Raw genomic sequence first — 22360 nt, forward strand, 5'->3', positions numbered from 1 at the left:
ACGGGTCCGTAATTGCGGGGCGGCGCAGCGGCTTTCAAGGGGGCGCCGGCGCGGCCCGTCGACCGTTTCCGACATACCGCTGAAACGTGGCGCTGCGATAATCAGGCGTTCGGCGCCGCGTGCCGGCGCCATCCCGCCCAGAGGAGAGCCGCAATGAAAGAACAGGATCCGCAAGCCGTCGCCGCGCTGGCCGAGCGGCAGCGCCGCTTCGAAGAAGACCTGATCGACGCGTACGACGAAGAGCTCGAAATGGAGCGGGACGACGACGTCCTCGACGGCGAGGGCGTGTTCTCGGCAGAGCAGCGCGAATTGCGCAAGACCTACTTCCGCGAACTGTTCCGGCTGCAGGGCGAGCTGGTCAAGCTGCAGGACTGGATCGTCGCGACCGGTCACCGGCTGGTGGTGATCTTCGAGGGGCGCGACGCCGCGGGCAAGGGCGGCGCGATCAAGCGCATCACGCAGCGCCTGAATCCGCGCGTGTGCCGGGTCGCGGCGCTGCCGGCGCCGAGCAACCGCGAGCGCACGCAATGGTATTTCCAGCGCTACGTGCCGCACCTGCCCGCCGGCGGCGAAATGGTGCTGTTCGATCGCAGCTGGTACAACCGCGCCGGCGTCGAGCGCGTGATGAACTTCTGCACCGACGCGGAGTACGAGGAGTTCTTCCGCTCGGTGCCGGAGTTCGAGAAGATGCTGGTGCGCAGCGGCATCCAGATTCTCAAATACTGGTTCTCGATCACCGACGAGGAGCAGGAAATCCGCTTCCGGAGCCGTATTCACGACCCGCTGAAGCAGTGGAAGCTGAGCCCGATGGACCTCGAAAGCCGGCGCCGCTGGGAGGCCTACACGCAGGCGAAAGAGGTGATGCTGCAGCGCTCGCATATCCAGGAGGCGCCGTGGTGGGTCGTGCAGGCGGTCGACAAGAAGCGCGCACGGCTGAACTGCATCCACCATCTGCTCGGCCAGGTGCCCTATCACGAGGTCGAGCATCCGGCCGTCACGCTGCCGGAACGCGTCTACAACGCCGAGTACATCCGTCAGCCGGTGCCGGCGGACATGATCGTGCCCGATATCTATTGAGGGCGGTCCCGCAGCCCCGGCGGGGTGGCCGGCGGCGGGGGCCGGGGCGCGCGGGCGAGCGCGTAGAATGGCGCTCCGGACCGCCGCCTTCCCGCCGAGACGCCCTTGAAACGAAAGATGCCCGCGCTGAACGCGCTCAAAGCCTTTGAAGTGGCCGGCCGCACCGGCAGCTTCACCCGCGCTGCCGAACTGCTGAACGTCACGCAGAGCGCGGTGAGCCGCCAGGTCCGGCAACTCGAGGAACAACTGGGCGAGCCGCTGCTGCAGCGCCGCCATCATCATCTGGAGCTGTCGGCGGCGGGCCGTCTGCTGCTGCAGGCGCTGCAGCAGTCGTTTGACAAGATCGAGCTGACCGTGCGCAGCATTCAGGAGAAGACGCACCTGAACCGCCTGCGTCTGAACGCTCCCCCGACCTTCGCGAGCCGCTGGCTGATGCCGCGCCTCGGACGCCTGCGCGACGCGCACCCGGAGCTGGACGTGAGCCTGTCGACGCGCATCGACGACCGGCTCGCCGAGTCCGGCGTGCTCGACTGCGCGATCCGCTTCGGCGACGGCGAGTGGGAGGGTTTCGACAACCGGCTTCTGATGACCGAGCGTCACGTCGCGGTGTGCGCGCCGGCGCTGCTGGCGCGTCATGCCGGACAGGCGGGCATCGACCTGAACCGCTTCACGCTGCTGCACGTGCTCGCGAGCGCCGATCAGCGCTATCTGACCTGGCAGCACTGGCTGAAAGCGGCCGGCATCGACGGCGTGGATACGCACGGCGGCTACGAGTTCGATCTGCTCGATCTCGCGATACAGGCGGCCATCGACGGGCTCGGCATCACGATCGCGGATCGCCACATGATCGCGCGCGAACTGGCCGCCGGCGAGCTCGCGCAGGTGCTGAACGTGCACGTCGACGGGCACCAGTCCTACTGGCTCGTCACGCGCCCCGGCCAGGCGGATCTGCCGCAACTGGCGGCGTTTCGCGACTGGCTGCTGCAGGAGGTCTGGCTGACCGGGCGCGGCTTCGATCCGTCGGCCGCGCCGCAGCCGTAAGCGCGCTCGCGCGAACGAGAGGGCGGCCGGACCATCGCCTGGTTGTGCGAATCAATGAGGCGGCAAGATGGCCTGGGCCAGCCGTGGTCCGCCGCGTTTGCCGCGCGCAACCGGTGTTCCTGCGGCCATAAACGACGATGGCCCGCTTGCGCGGGCCATCCTGGCATGCGCGGACGACGCGCAGCGGTATTACATCGGCGTGATCTTGGCCGCCTGCTTGCCCTTCGGGCCTTGCTTCACTTCGAAGCTGACCTTCTGGTTTTCCTGCAGCGACTTGAAGCCGTTCGACTGGATTTCGGAGAAATGCGCGAACAGATCCTCGCCGCCGTCGTCCGGCGTGATGAAACCAAAGCCCTTTGCATCATTGAACCACTTCACGGTACCTGTTGCCATTTTCCTGAACCTTCCCAAAAGACGTTATCTATGAAGCCGCGCGGCGCATTGCATGCGCTCAAGCGCGACGACGCGTTTTACCACAGTCTTGTGGCAAACCACAATCGCGTATTGCACGGGGCCGCCGCGGCGAACCTGCCGAGGCGGCTCACGGACGCCCGCGCACGCGCTGTCCGGGGGCGATTGCGCGCAGCGTGACCGCGTCGCCGCCGCCGGCCGCCGCCGGCCCTCGGGCGGGCGCGGCGGGCACGGCGTCGAGCGGGTAGCCGCGGCTCGTCCATGCATCGAGGCCGCCCTTCAGCGCCCGGATGCGCCGGAATCCCTGACGACGCAGCAAGTGTGCCAGATGCCTCGCGCAAGCCTCGTCCTGGCACACGCAATAGACGACGCGGCCCTGCGCCGGCAGAGCGGCGACGAAGCGGGCCGGCGCGTTTGCGTCGACCGGCACGGCGCCGGCGTGGCGCGGCGCGTCCGCGCGAGCGGCGGCGGGCGGACGCGCGTCCAGGATCACAGGCGGCAATGCACTGCGCATAGCCGCGTCGAGCTGCTCCGGCGTCAACTGCACGCGCGCGAGCCAGCGGCGAAAGTGCCAGCGTTGCACGCCGCGCACCACGACGAACAGGAGCGAGCCGCCGAGCACCAGATCGATCATCGTTGCACCGTGTGCGCGCACGATGGCCGCCGCCAGCGCGAGCTGCGGCTCGAACAGCGCGCCGCCGAGCAGCCAGAAGCCTGCCCAGATGGCCGCGCCGGCGGTGTCCCACGCGACGAAGATGCGCGGATCGACGCCGGTGCAGCCCATCAGCGGCGGCGTGGCGATCGCGAGTCCCGGAATGAATTTGGATACCGACACGAGCGGGATGCCATGTCGTTCGAACAGCGTGCGCGCGCGACGCACGTGCGTGCCGAGCGACGCTGAGCGGCGCGCCAACGCGGCGATCAGCCGCGGGCCGACGATGCGCCCGGCCGCGAACCAGACGCTGTCGCCAAGCAGCGCGCCCGCTATCGCGGCGGGCAGCACGCTGCCCAGCGACAGCGCGCCGCGGGCGATCGCCGAGCCCGCGAACAGCAGGACCGGGGCGGCCGGAACCGGTACGCCGAGGCGCGTGAGCAGCACATTCACGAACACGAGGGTGCTTCCCCAAGCCAGCATCTGCGATTGCGATAGCGCGATCAACGGCGGCACTCCTGAGTGCGGCGGGCCGCGGCCCGGCGGCCCGCGCGGTCATTCTACGTTCGAATCGATCAGCATGACGGGCACGCCCTGGCATCCGCTGCGGCGCGACACGTCGAGCGCGCGCCATGCGTCGGCTTGTCCCGGCGCGGCGATCAGCGGATCGATCCGGCGATCCGGGCGCAGCACGTTGAACGGCCACGATGGCCGCACGATGCGCTCGTGCACCAGCGAGCCGAGCCAGACCGGCGCGCCGGGCGCGCCGTGCGGACGCCGCAGCGCGTACTGCGTGGGCCAGAAGCGCAGCACGTCGCGCTCGCCGCGCGCCGTGCGCTCCCGCATGAACACCAGCACCGACGGGGTGCCGTTGTCGAGCCGCGGCAGCACCGGCAGCGCGGTCGCGGCCGGATTCGGCGCAACCAGCGACAGCAGCGAGCGCACCGATAGCAGCGGCCCCTCGATCCAGCCGCGCGCGCGCAACTGCGCCTCGATCTGGGCGCGGCTTGCCGACCACTGCACCGTGATCGGCTCGCGGCGCTCGCCGGCCATGTCCGAGCGGTAGCAGGCGAAGGTGCGCCAGACCGTATCGGTCCATTGCGCCTTGCTGATGAGCGTCGGCGGGCGGCCGGGCGGCCCGGCTGTCGGGGTGGGCGCGAACATCCATTGCGCGGACGCGCTGGCGCCGAGCACGCCCAGCACGATCGCCGGCATGAACGCGCGCCGCGGCGGCGGCTGCGGATGGCGCCACACCGCGACGAGCGCGACGACGGCGATCCAGATGGCCGCAAACGCCACGCCACCGAGCGCATCGGAGAACGCGAAGCGCCCGAAGTACAGTCCGGCGAGCGCCACCGCCGCGACGATCGCGGTGCCGAACGTCGCCACCGCAATGCCTTGCAGCGTGCCGACGCGGCGCACCAGCAGGAACGCGAGAAAGCCGTAGACGATCGCGCTCGCGGCCACGTCGTTGCTCGGAAACGCGAAGACCGCCGCGCCGGCCGACACCGGCGGCGCGTGACGCACCGTCAGCTGGATCGCGAGGATCAGGAACTGCGAGAACACCACGGCGGCGAGCCAGTACGCGACGGTCTGCCAGCGGCGCTCGTAGGTCATCCACAGCACGACCGTGGCGATCAGCGCGGCGAGCGTCGGGCCGCTGCCGAGCGCCGCGAGGCTCGCGAAGAGGGCGTCGGCCCACGGCGAGCGGACCGACTGCAGGAACCGGTAGACCGACAGGTCGATCTGCACGACCGGCTCGCCGTTCGCCACGCCTTCGAAGACGCTGAAGAAGAGCCACGCGGACAGCAGCACGAGCACCGAGATGAGGACGATGGCGCCGGCTGCCGGATGCGCGGGATCGAGCGCGTGGGCGACGAGCGTCGCGGGGCGCCCGCGATGACGCCGGGCCCACGACAGCAACCGCCGGTGCGACACGACGGCCCACGCGTGGGCGCGCGCGAGCAGCGCATGCATCAGCCGGTAGCTCAGCCAGCCTAGCGCGGCGAGTATCGCGATCACCGCGACGAGCCGGAACGACACCGCACCGGCAAGCTGCAGCGACGCGCCGAACACGATGCCCGGCAGGATGTGCGCGGGCGCCCACAACAGCGCCGACAGCACGTTCATTACATAGAAGCGCGCCGGGCGCATGCCCACCATGCCGGCGACCACCGGGACGATGGCGCGCACCGGCGCGATGAAGCGCGCGAACACGACGCTGCGCGCGCCGTGGCGCGCAAAGAACTGCTGCCCGGCCGCGAGGATCTGCGGATGCCGGCGCAACGGCCAGCGGTTCGCCATGGCGAAGCGGTAGCGATGGCCGAGCCAGTAACTCAGGCCGTCTCCGCCGACCGCGCCGGCGAGCGCGCATGCAAGGAGCCAGCCGAGATTCAGCGAGCCGGTGCCGACCAGCGCGCCGGCGAGGAACATCGCCGTGCTGCCGGGCACGACGGTGCCGATCACCGCGACCGATTCGAGGAACGCCGCGGCAAAGACCACTGCGAGCGTCCATTGCGCATGGGCGCCGAGCAGGTGCAGCAGGTGAACGTACGCGTGCTCCATCCGTTTTCCGACCCGGCGAACAGGGGGCTGGCCCGCGGACGATGCGGCTGGCGCGCACGGCGCGGGCGCGGCGGCAGCCGGCGGCGCGCCTCGACGCACTATACCCGAGCCGGCCCGAGCCGGCCCTTCAGGGCGGCCAGCCGTTGCGCGTCGTTGATCTGCGCGCCGCGTGACCTATAACGAAGGTGCGGCGCGCACGCGACGCGCGCGCAGGCAATCCGATGCAAGGAGTCTCACGATGAAATGGATGAACGTATGGCCGATGCTCGCGGTATCGGGCCTGTTGCTGTCGGCCGGCGCGGCGTGCGCGCAGGGTATCGGCATGGACATGCAACCGGCCGGCCGCGCGGCGATGGAGTGGAACGCCGACGAGTCCGCACAGGACGCGACCGACATGTACTACGGCCCGGTCGCGGCGCCAGGCGCGCAGCGCGCGTCGCACGCGTCGCACGCGATGGCGAACGCGTCGTATGGCGGCACCGAAGACACGCACGGCGAGGCCGGCGCACCGTGCATGCCGGCGGCGCCGTGCGGCGATTATCGCGGCCACTGACGGCCCGCGCCGGACAATGCCGGTTCCCGGCGGGGGCGATGCGCGATGCGCCCGCCGGCACTCACCCCGTGCCAATAAAAAAGGTAATTCGTTTTACCTTGATAACAAAAACGTGACGGGTTCTTCATCTTGATGCGGCGTCGTGTTCATTCACGCGGCGATAAGATGCCGAAACTGTGAGCAGGCTGGAGAAGCCTTATTTAATGATATGCGGTGCTCAATGGCCATTGCACTGATGCGCAATATGCCGCAGTTCATATATTGGATTGCTGGTGGATCGAATTTGATTTGAAATGTCGCACGCAGCATTCCGGAGATTTGAATGTGGATGTCTTATGTAAGCTCCGGCATGCCGATTGTAATGCATCAGATCATTTTATGTGCGCTTGAAATCGTGCAGCCATGGCTTGCTGAATGGCTGCCGCATCGCGACCCCGGCAGTGGGTTGACCGACAGGCCGTGGGCCTGTGCCCGATTCCGACCCTCAACCCATCGACAGACGAGGAGCCGATGACCGTGTCCGCTCTCGAATTCGGCAAGGCCCGTGCACGCATGCGTTCCCCGCAGACCCCGGAGATGTCTTTCACGCGACGTCCGGTCCAGCAATGGCAGACCACGACATTCCGCTGGCTGTCCGCCTATGCGGCGATTTTCTCGCTGTGCTTCGCGGTGCTGCTCGGTTTTCTCGAATACTCGGTCGGCCGCGCGATGGAGCGCGAGGCGGACAGCGGCATCCGCTGGCAACTGCGCTATTTCGACTCGAAGCCGGACGACCAGCTTGCCCCTGTGATCGGCCGCCGGCTCGAGCGCGAGAACCGGCACACCAGCTACTACGGCCTGTTCACGCCCGACGGCCGCAAGCTCGTCGGCGACATCGACGCGATTCCGCACGGTCTCACGTTCGAGCATGCCGGCGAACCGCATCGCTCGACGGTGGGCCGCACGCTGCTGCTCGACCACAACCCGCTGCAGCCCACCGTGCGGCTGATGGGCGAGACGCGCGACGACGGCAATCTGCTGATCATCGGCCGCAGCCTCGAAGACGTGCGGCACGTGCGCGCGGAACTGACCCGCGCGCTGGTGGGCGGCGGCGTGCTGTGCATCGTCGCGAGCCTGGCCGCCGGCCTGCTGCTGAGCCTGCGCCAGGTGCGGCGCGTCGCGGACATGCGGCGCGTGACGACGCGTATCGCCAATGGCGATCTCGGGCAGCGTCTGCCAGTCGGCGGCCACGACGAGCTCGACATGCTGTGCCACCTCGTCAATCACATGCTCGACGAAGTGGAGCGTCTGATGACCGAGGTCAAGGGCGCATGCGACGGCATCGCACACGATCTGCGCACGCCGCTGGTGCGCCTGCGCCTGCAGTTGTCGAGTCTCGCCGAGCGCATCCAGCAGCATGACGACGAGACGGCCGCGCGCCTGCTGGCCGGCGCGCGCAGCGAGGCGGACGCGATCCTCGAACGTTTCAGCGCGATGCTGCGCATCTCGGAGATCGGCGCGCTGCAGCGGCGCGGCGGGTTCGCCAGCGTATCGGTGCGTACGCTCGTCGACGAGCTGTGCGATCTGTACCAGCCGCTCGCCGAAGAGAAGTCGATCAGTCTGGACGTGCACACGGACCCGGTCGAGGCGATTCATGCCGATCGCGCACTGCTGTTCGAAGCGTTCAGCAACCTGCTCGACAACGCGATCAAGTTCGCGCCCGAAGGCGGCAAGGTGAGCGTCGGACTGTATGCGACGCGCCTCGGCCCGCAATTCGTCGTGACCGACAACGGTCCGGGCATTCCGGTCGGCGAGCGCAATGCGGTGCTCAACCGCTTCTACCGCGTCGAGCAGACGCGCCATGTGCCGGGAACCGGGCTCGGACTCGGCATCGTGTCGGCGATCGTACGTCTGCATGACTTCTCGATGCGCATCGGCGGCGAGGGGCGCGGCGCTGTCATCACGATCGATTGCTGGCCACACAACCTTCAGTAGGACAAAGAACTTCCGATGAGAATCCTGCTGGTTTCGCCTTCCGAGGCGGAGACCGTCTACCTGCACAAGGCTTTCCGGGAAAGCGCCCACAGCGTGCAGACAGCGGATAACCTGCGGTACGCGCTGTATCTCGCGTCGCACGAGCCGTTCGATGCGGTGGTGATCGCCACGGTCGGCCTCGTGCAGCGCAGCGAGCTGCTCGAAACGCTTCCGGAGCTGGCGGCGCTGCCGCACGCGCCGGCGCTGATCGTTGCGCTCGCAACCGGTACCGCGCTGGACCGCGCCCAGGTGCTGCGCGCCGGCGCCGACGCGTGCTTCGTGCAGCCCTATTCGTTTCTGGAAATGCAGGAGCGCATGCTTGCGCTGCAGCGCGCGGCGTCCGCGCGCTCGACGCCGGCGCCGTCCGGCGGCGCGGTGCCGATCCGGCTGGATCCGCTCACGCGCGATCTCGTCGAGGGCGAGCGGCGCGTGCTGATGACCAAGCGCGAGTTCCTGCTGATCGAGTGCCTGCTACGTCAGGCGAACGCGCCGGTCGCGCGCGAGCAGTTGATCCGCTACGCGTGGCCGGACAAGGAGGATGTCGATCCGGCGAGCGTCAATCTGGTGGTGTCGCGCCTGCGCCGCAAGCTCGACACGCATGGCTTCGATGCGAAGGTGGAGACGATCAGCCGCTATGGGTATCAGCTGAGCACCGGCTGACCGTCTCGCGCCGCCCGTGCGGGCGGCCCGTGCGGCGGCGTCAGGCGCCGAAGAACGGTGTGCAGTAGTCGGGCGGGCCGACACAGCCGTTCGGCCCGTTGGGGCCGGCTTGCAGCGATGCGCAACTGCACAGCGTGGCGCACGCAAGCGCGGCGCAGGCGGCGAAGGCGAGCCGCAGCCACGAAGGGCGACAGGGCTTCTTGTCCATGAGAGGCGGGCATCCGGTGAGGTCGGTGCGGGGGCGGCACCGCGGGCCGGGGCGGCGCGGCGCGGTCCATCGCACGTCGCGGTTACGGGTGAGCGTAGACCGTGCTGTTCAGATACGCGAGCTGGCCATCCTGCTCGGCCTGCACGAGTTCGTTGTAGACCTGCGCGCGGGTTTTCTGCGCCACGGGCTGACCGTACGGCGGCACCCATGCGCCTGTCTGCGCGGCGTCCGCCGTGGCGACAGCGCTCGGGCACGGCGCCGTCGCGCCGGCCGCCGGCGCGGCGCTCTGCGCGAATGCCGAACCGGTGGCGAGCAGACCGAGCAAGGCGACGATCGGGAGGGGTTTCATGACTGACTGCTCCTTCTGGCTTTTCAAAGATGGACGGTTCCGGGCCGTACCGCGTGACACAGTGCATTCCCGGTGAGGAGCAGAATAGAGAGGCGGGGCTATCGCGCCGCGAGCATCGGCGTGAAGAGATTTTTAATCGTTGCGATGCGCGCGATCGCGTGCGGATGCGGGTTGCCGCCGCGTCGCGAACATATCGTGAAGCGTGTTTCATCGGCGTTTGCGTGCGCATGCATTCGTACGTGCATGCGTTCGTGCATTCGTACGCACTGGCATGCACGTGTGCGTCCGTTTCGTTTTGCTGTGTTTCGCTGGCTGCGCTTTGCGCGCGGCGCGCCGGCGATCCGGACCCCGGCGGTGTATCCCCGCGACCGGCACGCCTGACGTGCGGCCTCGCTGCGGTCCTGTCGCCGCCCGTGCCCCCCGATTTGTGTCAGACTAGCCGGATGCCGAACGCCCGGCCGGGCAATCCGCTCGCGGCGCCCGCACCGGCGCCCGCGTCACGCGCGGTGTGCATTGCGCACGCCGCTCCTGTTCCCCGTAGATCCGACACAGCATGCGTTTCAAGTTCACGAAGTGGTTGTTCATTGTCTGCCTGCTTGGCAGCGGCATGATTTATTCGGCACTCATCCTGTTGCTCTTTCCATTCGTCGGGCGCGCGGGCCGCTACTGGCTCGCGGCGCAATGGTGTCGCGCGATGGTCGCGTGGATGCGCTGGCTGCCCGGCGTGTCCTGCTCGCTCGAAGGCTTCGCGCAGTTGCCGCCGGGGCCGTCGATCGTGCTGTGCCGTCACGAGTCGACATGGGAAACGCTGGCGTTTCTCGCACTCTTTCCCCGTCGCATCAGCTTCGTGTTCAAGGAGGATCTGTTGCGCGTGCCGTTCTTCGGCTGGGTGCTGCGCGGTCTCGACATGGTGAGCCTGAACCGGGGCTCGCTGCGCCAGGCGCATCAGGCCGTCACGCAGGAATGCGCGGAGCGGCTCGCGAAGGGCGACGTGGTCGTGATCTTCCCCGAGGGCACACGCGTCGCGCGCAATGCGCCGCTGCGGCTGACCTCGGGCGGCATCCGCCTCGCCTGCGCGACCGGCGCGCCCATCGTGCCGGTCGTACACAACGCCGGCGCGGTGTGGCCGGCGAAGGGCTGGCCCGACCGGCCGGGGCATATCCGCGTCGTCGCGGGGCCCGTATTTTCGCCGCAGGACCGCTCGCCGCAGGCGCTGAGCCATGACGTGCACGCGTGGATGGAGCACGCGCTTGAGCAATTGTGACGGCCGGGTGCGCCGCGCCTGTCCGCGCGGCGCGTTCGCGGTACACTGCCGCGCGGCGGCGCATGGAGCGCGCGCCCGCAACCGCATCGACGTATGAGCCAGTCTGCCTTTATTCCCCGTGTCCCCGCCCGGTCCGAAGCCGATTTCGACGTGTTTGCCGACGCGCGTCTCGCGGGTTACCGGCGCTTTTTCGGCGTGTTGCGCGTGATCCGCAAGACGGATGGCCGGCAACTGTTCCCGTTCGACGGCGCGCCCGCACTGGGCCCGCATCCGACCCGCAACGAAGCGCTGGCGGCGGCACAGGTGTTCGGCGAGCACATCGTCGCAGCCGATCTCGCGCGTCCCGAGCTGTAGCGCGACAACCGCGGCGCAGGCGCGCTGGACTGCCGGCGACCCCGGCAACCCCGGCGACCCCGGCGACCCCGGCGACCCCGGCGACCCCGGCGACCCCGGCGACCCCGGCGACCCCGGCGACCCCGGCGACCCCGGCGACCCCGGCGACCCCGGCGACCCCGGCGACCCCGGCGACCCCGGCGACCCCGGCGACCCCGGCGACCCCGGCGACCCCGGCGACCCCGCGCAATAACGTCGTCCCCGTTTACTAGACGACCGGTCTACTTTCAAGCAGAATGGGCCCCGTCATGAGAGCCAGCCATCCGCAGATTCGCCGCCACATCCTCGACGCCGGGCACGCGCTGGTCGTGCGGCGCGGCTTCGTCGCCGTCGGCCTCAGCGAGATCCTGAAGGCCGCGCAGGTGCCCAAGGGCTCGTTCTATCACTACTTCGGCTCGAAGGAGCAGTACGGACGCGCGCTGCTCGAACGCTACGTGTCCGACTACGGCGCGCGCCTCGATGCGCTGTTCCGCGACGACGGCACTTGCGCCCGCGAGCGTCTGCTGCGCTACTGGCATGCATGGCAGACGGAGCAGCTCGACGACGAGAACGGCCAGGGGTGCCTCGTCGTCAAGCTCGGCGCCGAGGTGGCCGACCTGTCCGACGAGATGCGCGTCGTGCTGCGCGACGGCGTCGAGCGGCTCGTCGCGCGCATTGCGGCGATGCTCGAAGCAGGGGTCCATGACGGTTCGCTGCTGCCCGTGCCCGACGCCCGCGGGCTTGCGCAGACGCTGTATCAGCTGTGGCTCGGCGCGGCGCTCGTCGCGAAGCTGCGCCGCGACCCGAGCCCGTTCGCCCACGCGATGGACGTGACCCGGCAGATGCTGCGCACGCCCTGAGGGGCGTGCCGCCGCCGCGTCCGCGCACTGCCGCATAACTGCTTTGTCCGAAGGAGGATGCACATGAAGATCCTGATGGTGTTGACTTCGCACGATCGCCTCGGCGATACCGGCAAGAAGACCGGTTTCTGGCTCGAGGAATTCGCCGCGCCCTATTACACGTTTGTCGATGCGGGCGCAACGGTCGTGCTCGCGTCGCCCGCGGGCGGTCAGCCGCCGCTCGACCCGAAGAGCGACGCGCCGGATGCGCAAACGCCCGCAACGGAGCGCTTTCGGCGCGACGCGCAGGCGCAGGCCGCGCTGGCGCATACCACGGCGCTTGCCGCGGTGCGTGCCGACGATTTCGATGCCGTGTTCTACCCGGGCGGCCACGGTCCGCTCTGGGATCTCGCGAACAGCCCGGAATCGATCGCGCTGATCGGCGCATTCAGCCGCGCGGACAAGCCGACCGGCTTCGTCTGCCATGCGCCCGGCGTGCTGCGCAACGTGAAGGCCGGGGACGGCCGCCCGTTCGTGCAGGGCCGCCAGGTCACGGGATTCTCGAACAGCGAGGAAGCCGCGGTGCAACTGACCGAGGTGGTGCCGTTCCTGATCGAAGACGAATTCGCGCGGCTCGGCGCGCATTACAGCAAGGGCGCGGACTGGCAGGCGCACGTCGTGACCGACGGCCTGCTGGTCACGGGGCAGAATCCGGCGTCGTCGGACGAAGCGGCGCGCGCGCTGCTGCACCTGCTGGGCGCGCGGCACTAGGCGCGCGCCTTCATTCCGTTCATCCGTTTCCGGAGGTGACGCTTGCGTAGTGCGATCCATACCACATTCGGCCCGCCCGCCGAGGTCATGACGATGGCCGAGACACCGCTGCCGGTTCCCGGTCCCGGGCAGGTGCGCATCAGAACCGTGCTCGCGCCGATTCACAACCACGATCTGTCGACGATACGCGGCCAGTACGGCTACAAGCCGACGTTGCCCGCGATCGCGGGCAGCGAGCTTGCGGGCGTGATCGATGCGCTCGGCGAAGGCGTCGCGAATCTGCAGCCCGGCCAGCGCGTGGCCGTGGTCGGCGTGCGCGGCGCATGGGCGGCGTATGCGCTTGCGCCGGCGGCATCGGTGGTGCCGCTGCCCGATGCGATCAGCGACGAAACCGGCTGCCAGCTGCTCGCGATGCCGTTGAGCGCGATCATGCTGCTCGATTTCCTCAACCTGAAGCCGGGGCAGTGGTTCATCCAGAACGCCGCGAACGGCGCGGTCGGCAAGATGGTCGCGACGTTGGCGCAAGCGCGCGGCCTGCACGCGATCAACGTGGTGCGGCGCGACGAAGGCGTCGCGGAACTGGCCGCGCTGGGCATGGCGAACGCCGTGTCGAGTGCGGCGCGCGGCTGGAAGGACCGCGTGCGCGCGCTGCATGGCGAGGCGCCGCTGGTCGCGGCGGTCGACTCGATCGGCGGCGATGCGAGCGGCGATCTGTTCGGTCTGCTTGGCGACGACGGCGTGCTCGTGTCGTTCGGCGCGATGTCCGGCGAACCGATGCGGCTGAGCTCGGGCGATGCGATCTTCCGGCACGCCACCGTCAAGGGCTTCTGGGCCAACCGGGTGGCGGCGCAGATGTCCGCGGCCGAGCGCGCGCGCATGACCGGCGAATTGCTGCGGCTCGTCACGTCGGGCGCGCTGCGGCTGCCGGTCGACGCGGTATTCGACGTGAGCGAGGTCGCGCAGGCCGTTGCCGCGAGCGACAAGCCCGGTCGTCAGGGCAAGATCCTGCTGCGCTTCTGAGACCGCTGCCGCTGCATGTGCGCGCGTGGGGGTGTGTGCGTGTGCGCGCCTCGCGCGCGTGCGGCGGCCTCGCCCCACGTCATGTCTGACGAATCGCCGTCGCTGTTGTGCCGATGAGCGCCGCCGTGCCTCGCGCGCGTGCGGTGCATCGAGCCTCAATTTCACCGGGTTCATGCCGTAAACGCGGGTACGGAAGTGGATCGCGGCCTGTTGCCGCGATCGCTGCTTCGCTTTGCGCGGATGCGTCGCCAACACGCCTGATCAACCCGGCATGCCATTGAAAACGTCACGCGTACCCCGTCCGCCTCGTGAACGCGGCACTCCGCGCAACCAGGCGTTTCTCGCCGATTTTGTCGCGTGGTATCGCGGCCATCAGCGCCTCTCGCCCGTCTGCGCACTGGTGGCGCTGCTCGCCGGCCTCGGCGCGGCGTCGCTGTGCGCGCTGGCGGTGCGCGCGCTCGCCGGCGCTCCGCGTAGCGTCGCCGGGCTGGGCGCAGCCGCCGTGGCCGGCGCCCTGTGCGCCGCACTGGTCTATCGCCGCGCGCTTGCCGCCCGGGCGGGTTGCGCGGCGGCGACCGCGCTTGCCAGCGCGCTGCTCGACACGAATCGCGAGTGCATGAAGCTGATCGGCATCAACGGACGGATGCTGCATGTCTCGGAGTACGGCGCGCATCTGATGGAGGCGCGCACGCCCGCCGAGCTCGCCGACGCGGACTGGCTCGGCTTCTGGCAGGGCGAGCACGCGCAGGCCGCGCAGCGCGCGTTCGCCGCCGCGCTTGCGGGCGCGCGCGGCGCGTTTCGCGGCGTCGCACCGTCCATGCGCGGTTGCCCGAAATGGTGGGACACGCGGCTTGCGCCGCTGACCGACGCAACGGGGCGCGTCATTGCGGTGCTGGGCGCGTCGCGCGACGTCACGCAGCACGCGGACCTGCTCGCACAGCTGCAGAAGAAGAGCGAGCTGATGTCGGAGATGGAAGCGCACATGCCGCTCGTGTTTTATGCATACAGCGCGAACTTCGAATTCTTCCATTACGTAAGCGCGAGCTTTTCGAAGGTATTCGGCTTCGACGTGCGGGAACTGAAAGACAACCCGGACGCATGGCTCGAACTGGTGCTCGACGAGGACGTCGGCGCACTGCGCGACGAGATGGCGCGGATCGTGCGCGAATCGACCGAAGGGCGGGCGCAATACCGGATCAGAAAGCGTGACGGCTCGATCCGCTGGCTGCGCAGCACCGGCTACCCGGTGCGCGACGACGCGGGCCGGGTGATCCGGATCATCGGGACAACTGAGGATGTTACGGCCGAGCAGGAGCGCCTCGCGACACTCGACCGGCTTGCGTTCACCGACTCGCTGACCGGCCTCGCGAACCGCGCCGCGCTGTTTCGCGAGATCGAGGCGCGCTGCGCGGCGCGTGCGCCGTTCGGCCTGATGTTCGTCGATCTCGACCGCTTCAAGGTGCTCAACGATACGCTCGGGCACGTCGCCGCCGACCACCTGCTGCGCGACGTGGCCGACGTGATCCGTGGCGCGCTGCCGTCCGATGCGTATATCGCGCGGCTGGGCGGCGACGAGTTCGCGGCGCTGATCGACGGCGACGCGCTGCGCCAGCGGCTCGAACTCTTCGCGCAGCGGCTGCTCGCGCAGCTCGCGCGCTGCGGCCGCGCGGAACGGGTGGGGGCCTTCGTCACCGCGTCGATCGGCATCTCGCTGTCGCCGGAGCATGGCACGAACCACGAGGCGCTGCTCACCAGTGCGGACGTCGCGATGTACGCGGCGAAGAAAGCCGGCCGCAACGGCTACATGTTCGCCGGCAAGGAGGCGGCGGCGACGATCGGCGACTTCGAGCTGGAGCGCGATGTGCCGCGGGCGCTCGCGACCGGGCAGTTCCTGCTGCATTACCAGACGATCCACGAGCCGCGCACGCTGTCGGTCCATCGCGCGGAGGCGCTGGTGCGCTGGAACCATCCGCGGCGCGGCCTGATCGCGCCGGGCGCGTTCGTGCCGATCCTCGAAGAGACCGGCTTCATTGCCGAAGTCGGGGCGTGGGTGCTGAACAGCGCGCTCGCGCAGCTTGCCGAATGGCGCCGCGGCGGTGCGTTGCAACTGGGCATCTCGGTCAACGTGTCGGCGCGCCAGTTGCGCGGCGACTCGATCGTGCGCGAGGTCGAGCGTGCGCTTGCCGCATTCGGCGTGCCGGCGGCCCGGCTCGAAATCGAGCTGACCGAGACCGCGTTGATGGAGAATCCGTCGCACGCGCAAAAGGTGATTGCGGCGCTGAAGGCGCTCGGCGTGCGCATCGCAATCGACGACTTCGGCACCGGTCATTCCACGCTGAAGTACCTCGCGGATTTCGCGCCGGACACGCTGAAGATCGACCGTTCGTTCACCGCGAAGCTGACCAGCGACAAGGCGACGCAGACGATCGTCGAAGGGGTCATCGACCTCGCGCGGCGGCTCGGCATCGAAGTGGTGGCGGAAGGCGTCGAGGAGGCGCGCGAGCTCGATATCCTGCGCGGCGTGAAATGCGACTTCGTGCAGGGCTTCTTCCTGTGCCGGCCGCAGCCGCCGGCGATGCTGCAGCATGCGCTCGGCGAGCGCGTGCCGGGGTATGCGGGCGTCTGAGCGCGCCGGGGGCCCGGTAAGCGTCCTGTAGGCAGGCGCCGGACGCTAACGTCGTGTTACCGATCTCGCAGTTCCGTTTCACCTGTCACCGGATGCGCTCCGTAGACTCCGGCCACCGGCGGTGCAATGCAGCCTGCGTTGCGCCGCGCGTCGGGCTTACGGATTGCAGGAGAGTACGATGCAGCACACGCGACATCCGGTCGTCACCGCCCGCCTGGAGGGGACGGCGATCAGCGCCGACTATTGCCCGCAGACCGGCCGGCTGCGTATTCTGCACGGCGAAAACACGGTTCGCGAGTGGTTTCCGCCCAACTCGTGGATCGCGATTGCGAGCGTGGCCGGCGCGCGCAACTGGGGCACGCGTCCCGACGCGCGCGAGCTTCGCGCACTGCTCGAAAGCGAGCGGTCGCTGTGGCCCGGCGGCTGATCCATACGAAGTCCGAAGACGCGCACGGGTGCTGCGGTAGTATGGAGACCTGTTGATTCCCGGTGAAGGCTCGCTGCCGCCGCGTCGTTCATGTCCGCTCCCACTTCGTCCGGTTTGCCGGATTTCCCTTTTCCCGCCTTTGTCGCGATGTTGCAGCGCGCGCTCGATGCGCAGCACGCCGGCCGCGACGAAGTCCGGCAACTCTGGCTCGAAGCGGCCGCGCTTCTGCAGCGCGTGGACGAAACGTCGCTGGGCGACCTGATCTTCGCGCTCGTCGCGCAGGGGCGCGCGAACGATGCGCTCGCGCTCGCCGGGCTCGCCCACGCGCTATGGCCGGATTCGCTGCGGCTGCTCTTTTGCAGCGGCTACGCGCTGCAGATGGCCGGCCGTCACGCCGAGGCCATCGGACCGTACCGGCGCATGCTGGCGTGCGCGCCCTCGTGGCCGTCGCTGAAGAACAACCTCGCCGTCGCGTTGCGGCTCGCGGGCGGCGATCCGGACGAGGAGCACGCGCTGTTCGAAGCCGCATCGCTCGACGATCCGGACGACGTCCAGCCGTGGATCAACCTGGTCGTGTCGCATCTGCGCCGCAAGCATCTCGACGGTGCGCTGCGGGCCGCCGCGCACGCGCTGTCGCTCGCGCCCGACAATCTGCTGGCGCTGAACAATGCGGCATCGGCGTTCAAGGAAGCGCAGCGCTGGGACGATGCGCGCCAATGTCTCGCGCGCGCGTGCGCGCTCGCTCCCGAGGCGCCCTCGTACCGCTTCAATGCCGCGCTGCTCGATCTGCTCGGTGGCGATCTCGCGGCCGGCTGGCCGGGCTACGAAGCGCGCTGGGGCGGCTCGACCGAGTTGCGCGACGCGTGGCCCGCGCTGCCGTGCCCGCGCTGGCAGGGCGAGCCGCTCGCGGGCAAGACGCTGCTGCTGTGGGGCGAGCAGGGGATGGGCGATCTGCTGCAGTTTTGCCGCTACGTGCCGGCGCTGGCTGGGCGCGTGCATCGCGAAGGCGGGCGTCTCGTCTGGAACAGCTTTCCGCAAATGGGGGCGCTGCTGTCGCGCAGTCTCGGGATGCATGTGGACGAATACAGCGTGGGCGGCGGTGTCGAAACACTGCCCGCGGCGGATTACGCGCTTCCGTTGATGAGCATTCCATTGCAGCTCGGCAGCGGCGACGCGACGCTGTCCGAGACCGTCCCGTACCTGCACGCCGACACCGCGGCGCGCGAAGCATGGCGCGCGCGCCTCGCCGCGCACGACGGCAACGCGCGCCCGCTGCGGGTCGGGCTCGTGTGGACGGGGAGCGCCTCCCATCAGCGCAACCCGTTTCGCAGCGTCGGGCTCGCGCGCTATGCAGCCGCGTTGCGCGATATTCCCGGTGTCGTGTTCCACTCGCTGCAGCCGGGCGCGGGGGACGACGTCGCCGCTGCGCGCGCGGGCGGCTTCGAGATGGTGGATCTGACGCGCGAACTGCACACGTTCGACGACACGGCTGCGCTGATCGGCGCGCTCGATCTGGTCATCAGCGTGTGCACGTCCGCCGCGCATCTGAGCGGCGCGCTCGGGCAGCGCACATGGGTGCTGCTCGACGTGAATCCGCACTGGCCCTGGCACCTCGGTTCGACCGATAGCCGCTGGTATCCCGACGTGACGCTGTACCGGCAGACCCGCTTCGCCGAGTGGGATCCGGTGATGGCCGCGCTCGCGCACGACCTGCGCGCGCTCGCGCACCGCCGCGCCCAGACGCGCGTTTGATCTCCGTCAAGCGTGCGCGGCCGCGCGCGCGTCACAGTAACGGCGCACGCGCCTTCATCGGGGCGCGGCACGACCGGCCACGGCCGCGAGGAGAGGCGTCATGTACCAGAGAATTCTGGCTGCCGTCGACGGCAGCCGCTGCGCGCGGCTCGCGCTCGACGAAGCGATGAAGCTTGCGCAGGCGTCGGGCGGCAGCGTGGTGGCCGTTTGCGTGATCGAAGGGCCGGCGCAGCACGTGGACGTCGGCACCGTGTTCGGCGAGGACGTGCGGCCGACCGCCGCTGCCGAAGCGGCCAACGCGGCGCTCGAGGAGGCACAGCAGCTGTTCCGCGACCGCCATGTGGCGGGCAGCGTGCGCGCGCTCGACGCCTATGGCGAGAGCGTCGGCGAGGTGCTGATGCGCGCGGCCGTCGAGACCGAGGCGGAGGTGATCGTGATGGGCACCCACGGGCGGCGCGGCCTGCGTCGCGCGCTGCTCGGCAGCGTCGCGGAATCGGTGCTGCGCGTCGCCGACCGGCCGGTGCTGCTGGTGCGCTACGCGCCGGACGAACCGGGCGCGCCGGCCTGAACGCATTCCGGGGCTGTGCGCGCCGCCATTCTTCCACCGATCACCCGAACCCCCGACCATGCGCCCGACGTCTTCTTCCGCGCTGCGCGACAGCGCAGCCGCGTCTTCGCGGGCCGCGAACCCGCCGCCGACGGCGCCCCGTCCGCGATCCGCCGCGCGCTCCGCCACTGCCTCCGCCGCACCGGACAACTGCGGGCCGGCCGGGGCGGCGCAGGGCAATGCGCTCGACCGCGCCGCCCATGCGGCATGGGCGGCGCTGACGGGCGGCCTGTCGCCTGCGTCGATGACGCTCGCCGGCCTCGACTGGTGCGCGCATCTCGCGGTCGCGCCCGGCAAGTGCCTCGATCTCGCGCGGCAAGCATGGCTTGGCGCCGCAGGCGGTGCGCTGCCGGCTGCCGGCGTGCCGCCTGCGCAGGCGCTCGCCGACGATCCGCGCTTCAGCGCGCCGCAGTGGGCCCAGTGGCCGTACCGGCTCTACCGTGATGCGTTCTTGCGCAGCGAAGCCTGGTGGCGCGACGCGACCACCGGGGTGCCCGGCGTCGATCCCCACCATGAGGCGCTCGCCGGCTTCGTCGCACGGCAATGGATCGACGCGTGCTCGCCGGGCAATTTCATCGCGACCAATCCGCTCGTCATCGAAGCGGCCTGGCGCAGCGGCGGCCTGAACTTCGTCGCGGGCCTGCAGCACTGGGCCGACGACCTGCTCGACGCCGGTGCGCGTCTGCGCGGCGGGCGCCCGCCGCGCGGGACGCGATGGCGCCCGGGGCGCGACGTCGCGATCACGCCCGGCAAGGTGGTCTGGCGCAACGCCTTGTGCGAGCTGCTGCAATACGCGCCCGCCACCCCGCAGGTCGCGCGCGAACCGGTGCTGATCGTGCCGTCGTGGATCATGAAGTACTACATTCTCGATCTGCAGCCGCACGACTCGCTGATCCGCTATCTGGTCGACGCCGGCTTCACGGTGTTTGCGATCTCGTGGCACAATCCGGGCGCGGACGAACGCGACCTGGGGCTCGACGATTATCTGCGGCAGGGCTTTTTCGAGCCGCTCGCCCAGGTGCGCGCGCGCTGCGACGCGCCGGTGCATGCGGTCGGCTATTGCCTCGGCGGGACGCTGCTCGCCATCGGCGCCGCGGCGCTCGCGCGCGATGGCCGCGCGTCCGGGCTGCGCACGCTGAGCCTGCTGGCGGCGCAGACCGACTTCAGCGAGCCCGGCGAGCTCGGGCTGTTCATCGACGCGAGCGAGCTCTCCGCGCTCGACGCGCTGATGTGGCGCCAGGGCTATCTCGACGGCGCGCAGATGGCCGCCGCGTTCCAGTTGCTGAACGCGCGCGACCTGATCTGGTCGCGGATGATGAGCGAATACCTGCTCGGACGGCGCTCGAAGCCGAGCGACCTGATGGCCTGGAACGCCGACACGACACGCATGCCGTACCGGATGCACAGCGAGTACCTGACGCGGCTGTTCCTGCACAACGACCTCGCCGAGGGGCGCTACTGCGTCGACGGCCGGCCTGTCGCGCTCGGCGACATCGCTATGCCGGCGTTCGTGGTGGGCACCGAGCGCGATCACGTGTCGCCGTGGCGCTCCGTCTACAAGCTGCATCTGTTCACGCACAATCCGCTGACGTTCGTGCTGACGTCGGGCGGCCATAATGCCGGGATCGTCTCGGAGCCCGGTCACGCGGGACGCCATTATCGCTGTGCGACGCGGGAACAGGACGAATCCTATCGTAGTCCTGATGAATTTTCCGGGCGCGCGGCCGTCACCGACGGATCGTGGTGGCCCTGCTGGAGCACATGGTTGCACGCGCATTCGTCGGCGCAGCAGGCCGCGCGCGTGCCCGGCGAGGCGCTCGCCGATGCGCCGGGCGACTACGTGCTGGAGCCGTGAGCCGCGCCGTGCGCTATCGCGCGCTGTCGCCGACGAGGTGCGCGAGCGGCAGCTCGATCTCGATGTGAAAGCCGTGCCCGGGCAGGCTGTCGACCCGCAGCATGCCGTTCAGCTGCCGCGCGCGCTCGCGCATGCCGACGAGCCCGAGCGTGCCGCTCGCGCGCTGAGCCTGCGATGCCGCGCCCCGCCCGTTGTCGTCGATATGGATGCGGCAGGCGGCGCCGTCGAGCGTCATGCGCAGGCTCACCCGGGTCGCTTGCGCATGGCGCACGACGTTGGTCAGCGCTTCCTGCACCATCCGGAAGATCGCGGTGGCCGCACCGGGCTCGAATATCAGCCCGTGCGTGTCGAAATGCGCACGGATGTCGAGTCCATAGCGGCTGCGATACGCGTCGGCCAGCCCTTCGAGCGCGGCTTCGAGGCCGAGGTCGTCGAGCATCGGCGGCCGCAGGTCGGCGGCGATGCGCCGCAGCGCGTCCATCATGCTGTCGATCTGCTGCTGCAGGCTGCGCGTGTGGGCAAGCCCCTGCGCCGGGTCGCCGGCGGGGTCGGCAAGGCCGGTGGCGAGTCGCGACACCTCCATCTTCATCGCGCTCAGCTGCTGCCCCAGATCGTCGTGAAGCTCGCGCGCAATGCGCTTTTGCTCGCTCTCGCGCGCGTGCTGGATACGCAGCGCCACCTCGTCGGCGTGCTGCAGTTCGTTCAGGCGCTCGCGCTCGGTCATGTCGCGCGTGACCTTCAGGTAGCCGCGCAGGGTGCCCGCGACGTCGCGTACCGCGGTGATCGTCACGTTTGCCCAGAATCGCGTGCCGTCGCTGCGCAGGCGCCAGCCTTCGTCCTCGAAGCGGCCCTGCGCGGCGGCGCGCGCGAGCGCGCGCGCCGGCTTGCCGGTGGCCCGATCCGCAGGCGTGTAGAACACCGAGAAGTGCCGGCCGATGATGTCGTCCGCCGCGTAGCCCTTGATGCGCTGCGCACCGGCGTTCCACGTCGCGACGCGTTCGTCCGGTTCGAGCATGAAGATCGCGTAGTCGCGGATCGCCTCGATCGCGTCGAGCAGCAGCCGATAGCGCGCTTGCGGCGCGAATGCCGCGATCGGGCCATGCAGGCCGTCGTCGTCGTTGTCCTGACTCACGATGGAATCTCGAGGGGGCGGCACCGCGCAGTGTCGCGTGGCCGGCGCGCACACCCCGCGCACGCCTCAACGCCGATGATACGCCTCTGCCCGCGCGTCGCGCCGCTGTGTCCGTGCGCAGCACGTTGAGACAGATCAACGGACATGCGCGGCAGCCCCCGACAAT

21 protein-coding genes are annotated in these 22360 nt (G+C 69.7%); 15 read left to right on the plus strand and 6 right to left on the minus strand.

Features of this window, described 5'->3' with window-relative positions; translation table 11 throughout:
- Positions 1 to 153 precede the first annotated feature (153 nt).
- Complete coding sequence (gene ppk2, locus AC3AP7_RS20520; protein WP_487364397.1) at positions 154 to 1077, plus strand: polyphosphate kinase 2; 924 nt, start codon at positions 154 to 156, stop codon at positions 1075 to 1077.
- 117 nt (positions 1078 to 1194) lie between these two features.
- Entirely contained in the window at positions 1195 to 2118 is a 924-nt protein-coding gene (locus AC3AP7_RS20525; protein ID WP_487364954.1) for a LysR substrate-binding domain-containing protein, read from the plus strand.
- 189 nt (positions 2119 to 2307) lie between these two features.
- On the opposite strand, the gene AC3AP7_RS20530 is transcribed toward AC3AP7_RS20525, so the two are convergent.
- The 3 genes from AC3AP7_RS20530 to AC3AP7_RS20540 form a co-directional block, all read right to left on the minus strand.
- Positions 2308 to 2511, minus strand: a complete 204-nt coding sequence (locus AC3AP7_RS20530; protein WP_487364398.1) for a cold-shock protein — start codon at positions 2509 to 2511, stop codon at positions 2308 to 2310.
- Between the two features lie 148 nt (positions 2512 to 2659).
- Positions 2660 to 3688 (minus strand): VTT domain-containing protein, encoded by a 1029-nt coding sequence (locus tag AC3AP7_RS20535; RefSeq protein WP_487364399.1) that lies wholly within the window; start codon positions 3686 to 3688, stop codon positions 2660 to 2662.
- Positions 3689 to 3736: 48 nt separating this feature from the next.
- Positions 3737 to 5746 (minus strand): bifunctional DedA family/phosphatase PAP2 family protein, encoded by a 2010-nt coding sequence (locus tag AC3AP7_RS20540; RefSeq protein ID WP_487364400.1) that lies wholly within the window; start codon positions 5744 to 5746, stop codon positions 3737 to 3739.
- Positions 5747 to 5984: 238 nt separating this feature from the next.
- Here AC3AP7_RS20540 and AC3AP7_RS20545 point away from each other — a divergent pair, with 238 nt between their 5' ends.
- The 3 genes from AC3AP7_RS20545 (at position 5985) to AC3AP7_RS20555 (ending at position 8972) form a co-directional block, all read left to right on the plus strand.
- The gene (locus AC3AP7_RS20545) at positions 5985 to 6299 is read left to right on the plus strand and encodes a hypothetical protein (RefSeq protein ID WP_487364401.1); all 315 of its coding nucleotides are present in this window, start codon (positions 5985 to 5987) and stop codon (positions 6297 to 6299) included.
- A 576-nt stretch (positions 6300 to 6875) separates the two neighbouring features.
- Positions 6876 to 8273: a sensor histidine kinase gene (locus tag AC3AP7_RS20550; RefSeq protein ID WP_487364955.1), complete on the plus strand. Its 1398-nt coding sequence runs from the start codon at positions 6876 to 6878 to the stop codon at positions 8271 to 8273.
- Between the two features lie 15 nt (positions 8274 to 8288).
- Positions 8289 to 8972, plus strand: a complete 684-nt coding sequence (locus AC3AP7_RS20555; protein WP_487364402.1) for a response regulator transcription factor — start codon at positions 8289 to 8291, stop codon at positions 8970 to 8972.
- A 40-nt stretch (positions 8973 to 9012) separates the two neighbouring features.
- On the opposite strand, the gene AC3AP7_RS20560 is transcribed toward AC3AP7_RS20555, so the two are convergent.
- On the minus strand, positions 9013 to 9180 hold the full coding sequence (locus tag AC3AP7_RS20560) for a hypothetical protein (protein WP_487364403.1): 168 nt from the start codon (positions 9178 to 9180) through the stop codon (positions 9013 to 9015).
- 82 nt (positions 9181 to 9262) lie between these two features.
- Positions 9263 to 9529 (minus strand): DUF4148 domain-containing protein, encoded by a 267-nt coding sequence (locus AC3AP7_RS20565; protein ID WP_487364404.1) that lies wholly within the window; start codon positions 9527 to 9529, stop codon positions 9263 to 9265.
- Positions 9530 to 10082: 553 nt separating this feature from the next.
- Between AC3AP7_RS20565 and AC3AP7_RS20570 the strand changes: the two genes are divergently transcribed.
- From AC3AP7_RS20570 to AC3AP7_RS20615, 10 genes are all read left to right on the plus strand, one after another.
- A complete protein-coding gene (locus AC3AP7_RS20570) occupies positions 10083 to 10793 on the plus strand; it encodes a lysophospholipid acyltransferase family protein (RefSeq protein ID WP_487364405.1) in 711 nt (236 codons plus the stop codon).
- 93 nt (positions 10794 to 10886) lie between these two features.
- On the plus strand, positions 10887 to 11147 hold the full coding sequence (locus tag AC3AP7_RS20575) for a DUF6723 family protein (RefSeq protein WP_487364406.1): 261 nt from the start codon (positions 10887 to 10889) through the stop codon (positions 11145 to 11147).
- 287 nt (positions 11148 to 11434) lie between these two features.
- On the plus strand, positions 11435 to 12025 hold the full coding sequence (locus tag AC3AP7_RS20580; RefSeq protein WP_487364407.1) for a TetR/AcrR family transcriptional regulator: 591 nt from the start codon (positions 11435 to 11437) through the stop codon (positions 12023 to 12025).
- Positions 12026 to 12088: 63 nt separating this feature from the next.
- The gene (locus AC3AP7_RS20585) at positions 12089 to 12775 is read left to right on the plus strand and encodes a type 1 glutamine amidotransferase domain-containing protein (protein WP_487364408.1); all 687 of its coding nucleotides are present in this window, start codon (positions 12089 to 12091) and stop codon (positions 12773 to 12775) included.
- Between the two features lie 93 nt (positions 12776 to 12868).
- Positions 12869 to 13795, plus strand: a complete 927-nt coding sequence (locus AC3AP7_RS20590; protein WP_488324861.1) for a zinc-binding dehydrogenase — start codon at positions 12869 to 12871, stop codon at positions 13793 to 13795.
- Between the two features lie 271 nt (positions 13796 to 14066).
- Complete coding sequence (locus AC3AP7_RS20595) at positions 14067 to 16421, plus strand: putative bifunctional diguanylate cyclase/phosphodiesterase (protein WP_487364410.1); 2355 nt, start codon at positions 14067 to 14069, stop codon at positions 16419 to 16421.
- Between the two features lie 178 nt (positions 16422 to 16599).
- Positions 16600 to 16848, plus strand: coding sequence for a hypothetical protein (locus tag AC3AP7_RS20600; protein ID WP_487364411.1), 249 nt, complete (start codon positions 16600 to 16602; stop codon positions 16846 to 16848).
- A 90-nt stretch (positions 16849 to 16938) separates the two neighbouring features.
- Positions 16939 to 18600, plus strand: coding sequence for a glycosyltransferase family 9 protein (locus AC3AP7_RS20605; protein WP_487364412.1), 1662 nt, complete (start codon positions 16939 to 16941; stop codon positions 18598 to 18600).
- Between the two features lie 100 nt (positions 18601 to 18700).
- Positions 18701 to 19168 carry a universal stress protein gene (locus AC3AP7_RS20610; protein ID WP_487364413.1) on the plus strand — a complete coding sequence of 156 codons (468 nt, stop codon included), beginning with the start codon at positions 18701 to 18703 and terminating at the stop codon, positions 19166 to 19168.
- A gap of 58 nt (positions 19169 to 19226) precedes the next feature.
- Positions 19227 to 21062, plus strand: a complete 1836-nt coding sequence (locus tag AC3AP7_RS20615) for a PHA/PHB synthase family protein (RefSeq protein WP_487364414.1) — start codon at positions 19227 to 19229, stop codon at positions 21060 to 21062.
- Between the two features lie 13 nt (positions 21063 to 21075).
- Here AC3AP7_RS20615 and AC3AP7_RS20620 read toward each other — a convergent pair whose 3' ends face one another.
- Complete coding sequence (locus AC3AP7_RS20620) at positions 21076 to 22194, minus strand: PAS domain-containing sensor histidine kinase (RefSeq protein WP_487364415.1); 1119 nt, start codon at positions 22192 to 22194, stop codon at positions 21076 to 21078.
- Positions 22195 to 22360 lie beyond the last annotated feature (166 nt).

The organism is Paraburkholderia sp. PAMB 6770 (genome assembly GCF_057748135.1).

Bases quoted from the DNA above. Each gene is read 5' to 3' on its own strand.
- AC3AP7_RS20560 (WP_487364403.1), bottom strand. From the start codon at position 9,180: ATGGACAAGAAGCCCTGTCGCCCTTCGTGGCTGCGGCTCGCCTTCGCC.
- AC3AP7_RS20605 (WP_487364412.1), top strand. From the start codon at position 16,939: ATGTCCGCTCCCACTTCGTCCGGTTTGCCGGATTTCCCTTTTCCCGCC.
- AC3AP7_RS20530 (WP_487364398.1), bottom strand. From the start codon at position 2,511: ATGGCAACAGGTACCGTGAAGTGGTTCAATGATGCAAAGGGCTTTGGT.
- AC3AP7_RS20540 (WP_487364400.1), bottom strand. From the start codon at position 5,746: ATGGAGCACGCGTACGTTCACCTGCTGCACCTGCTCGGCGCCCATGCG.
- AC3AP7_RS20565 (WP_487364404.1), bottom strand. From the start codon at position 9,529: ATGAAACCCCTCCCGATCGTCGCCTTGCTCGGTCTGCTCGCCACCGGT.
- AC3AP7_RS20615 (WP_487364414.1), top strand. From the start codon at position 19,227: ATGCGCCCGACGTCTTCTTCCGCGCTGCGCGACAGCGCAGCCGCGTCT.
- AC3AP7_RS20525 (WP_487364954.1), top strand. From the start codon at position 1,195: ATGCCCGCGCTGAACGCGCTCAAAGCCTTTGAAGTGGCCGGCCGCACC.
- AC3AP7_RS20590 (WP_488324861.1), top strand. From the start codon at position 12,869: ATGGCCGAGACACCGCTGCCGGTTCCCGGTCCCGGGCAGGTGCGCATC.
- AC3AP7_RS20580 (WP_487364407.1), top strand. From the start codon at position 11,435: ATGAGAGCCAGCCATCCGCAGATTCGCCGCCACATCCTCGACGCCGGG.
- ppk2 (WP_487364397.1), top strand. From the start codon at position 154: ATGAAAGAACAGGATCCGCAAGCCGTCGCCGCGCTGGCCGAGCGGCAG.
- AC3AP7_RS20555 (WP_487364402.1), top strand. From the start codon at position 8,289: ATGAGAATCCTGCTGGTTTCGCCTTCCGAGGCGGAGACCGTCTACCTG.
- AC3AP7_RS20575 (WP_487364406.1), top strand. From the start codon at position 10,887: ATGAGCCAGTCTGCCTTTATTCCCCGTGTCCCCGCCCGGTCCGAAGCC.
- AC3AP7_RS20550 (WP_487364955.1), top strand. From the start codon at position 6,876: ATGTCTTTCACGCGACGTCCGGTCCAGCAATGGCAGACCACGACATTC.
- AC3AP7_RS20585 (WP_487364408.1), top strand. From the start codon at position 12,089: ATGAAGATCCTGATGGTGTTGACTTCGCACGATCGCCTCGGCGATACC.
- AC3AP7_RS20595 (WP_487364410.1), top strand. From the start codon at position 14,067: ATGCCATTGAAAACGTCACGCGTACCCCGTCCGCCTCGTGAACGCGGC.
- AC3AP7_RS20600 (WP_487364411.1), top strand. From the start codon at position 16,600: ATGCAGCACACGCGACATCCGGTCGTCACCGCCCGCCTGGAGGGGACG.
- AC3AP7_RS20610 (WP_487364413.1), top strand. From the start codon at position 18,701: ATGTACCAGAGAATTCTGGCTGCCGTCGACGGCAGCCGCTGCGCGCGG.
- AC3AP7_RS20545 (WP_487364401.1), top strand. From the start codon at position 5,985: ATGAAATGGATGAACGTATGGCCGATGCTCGCGGTATCGGGCCTGTTG.
- AC3AP7_RS20570 (WP_487364405.1), top strand. From the start codon at position 10,083: ATGCGTTTCAAGTTCACGAAGTGGTTGTTCATTGTCTGCCTGCTTGGC.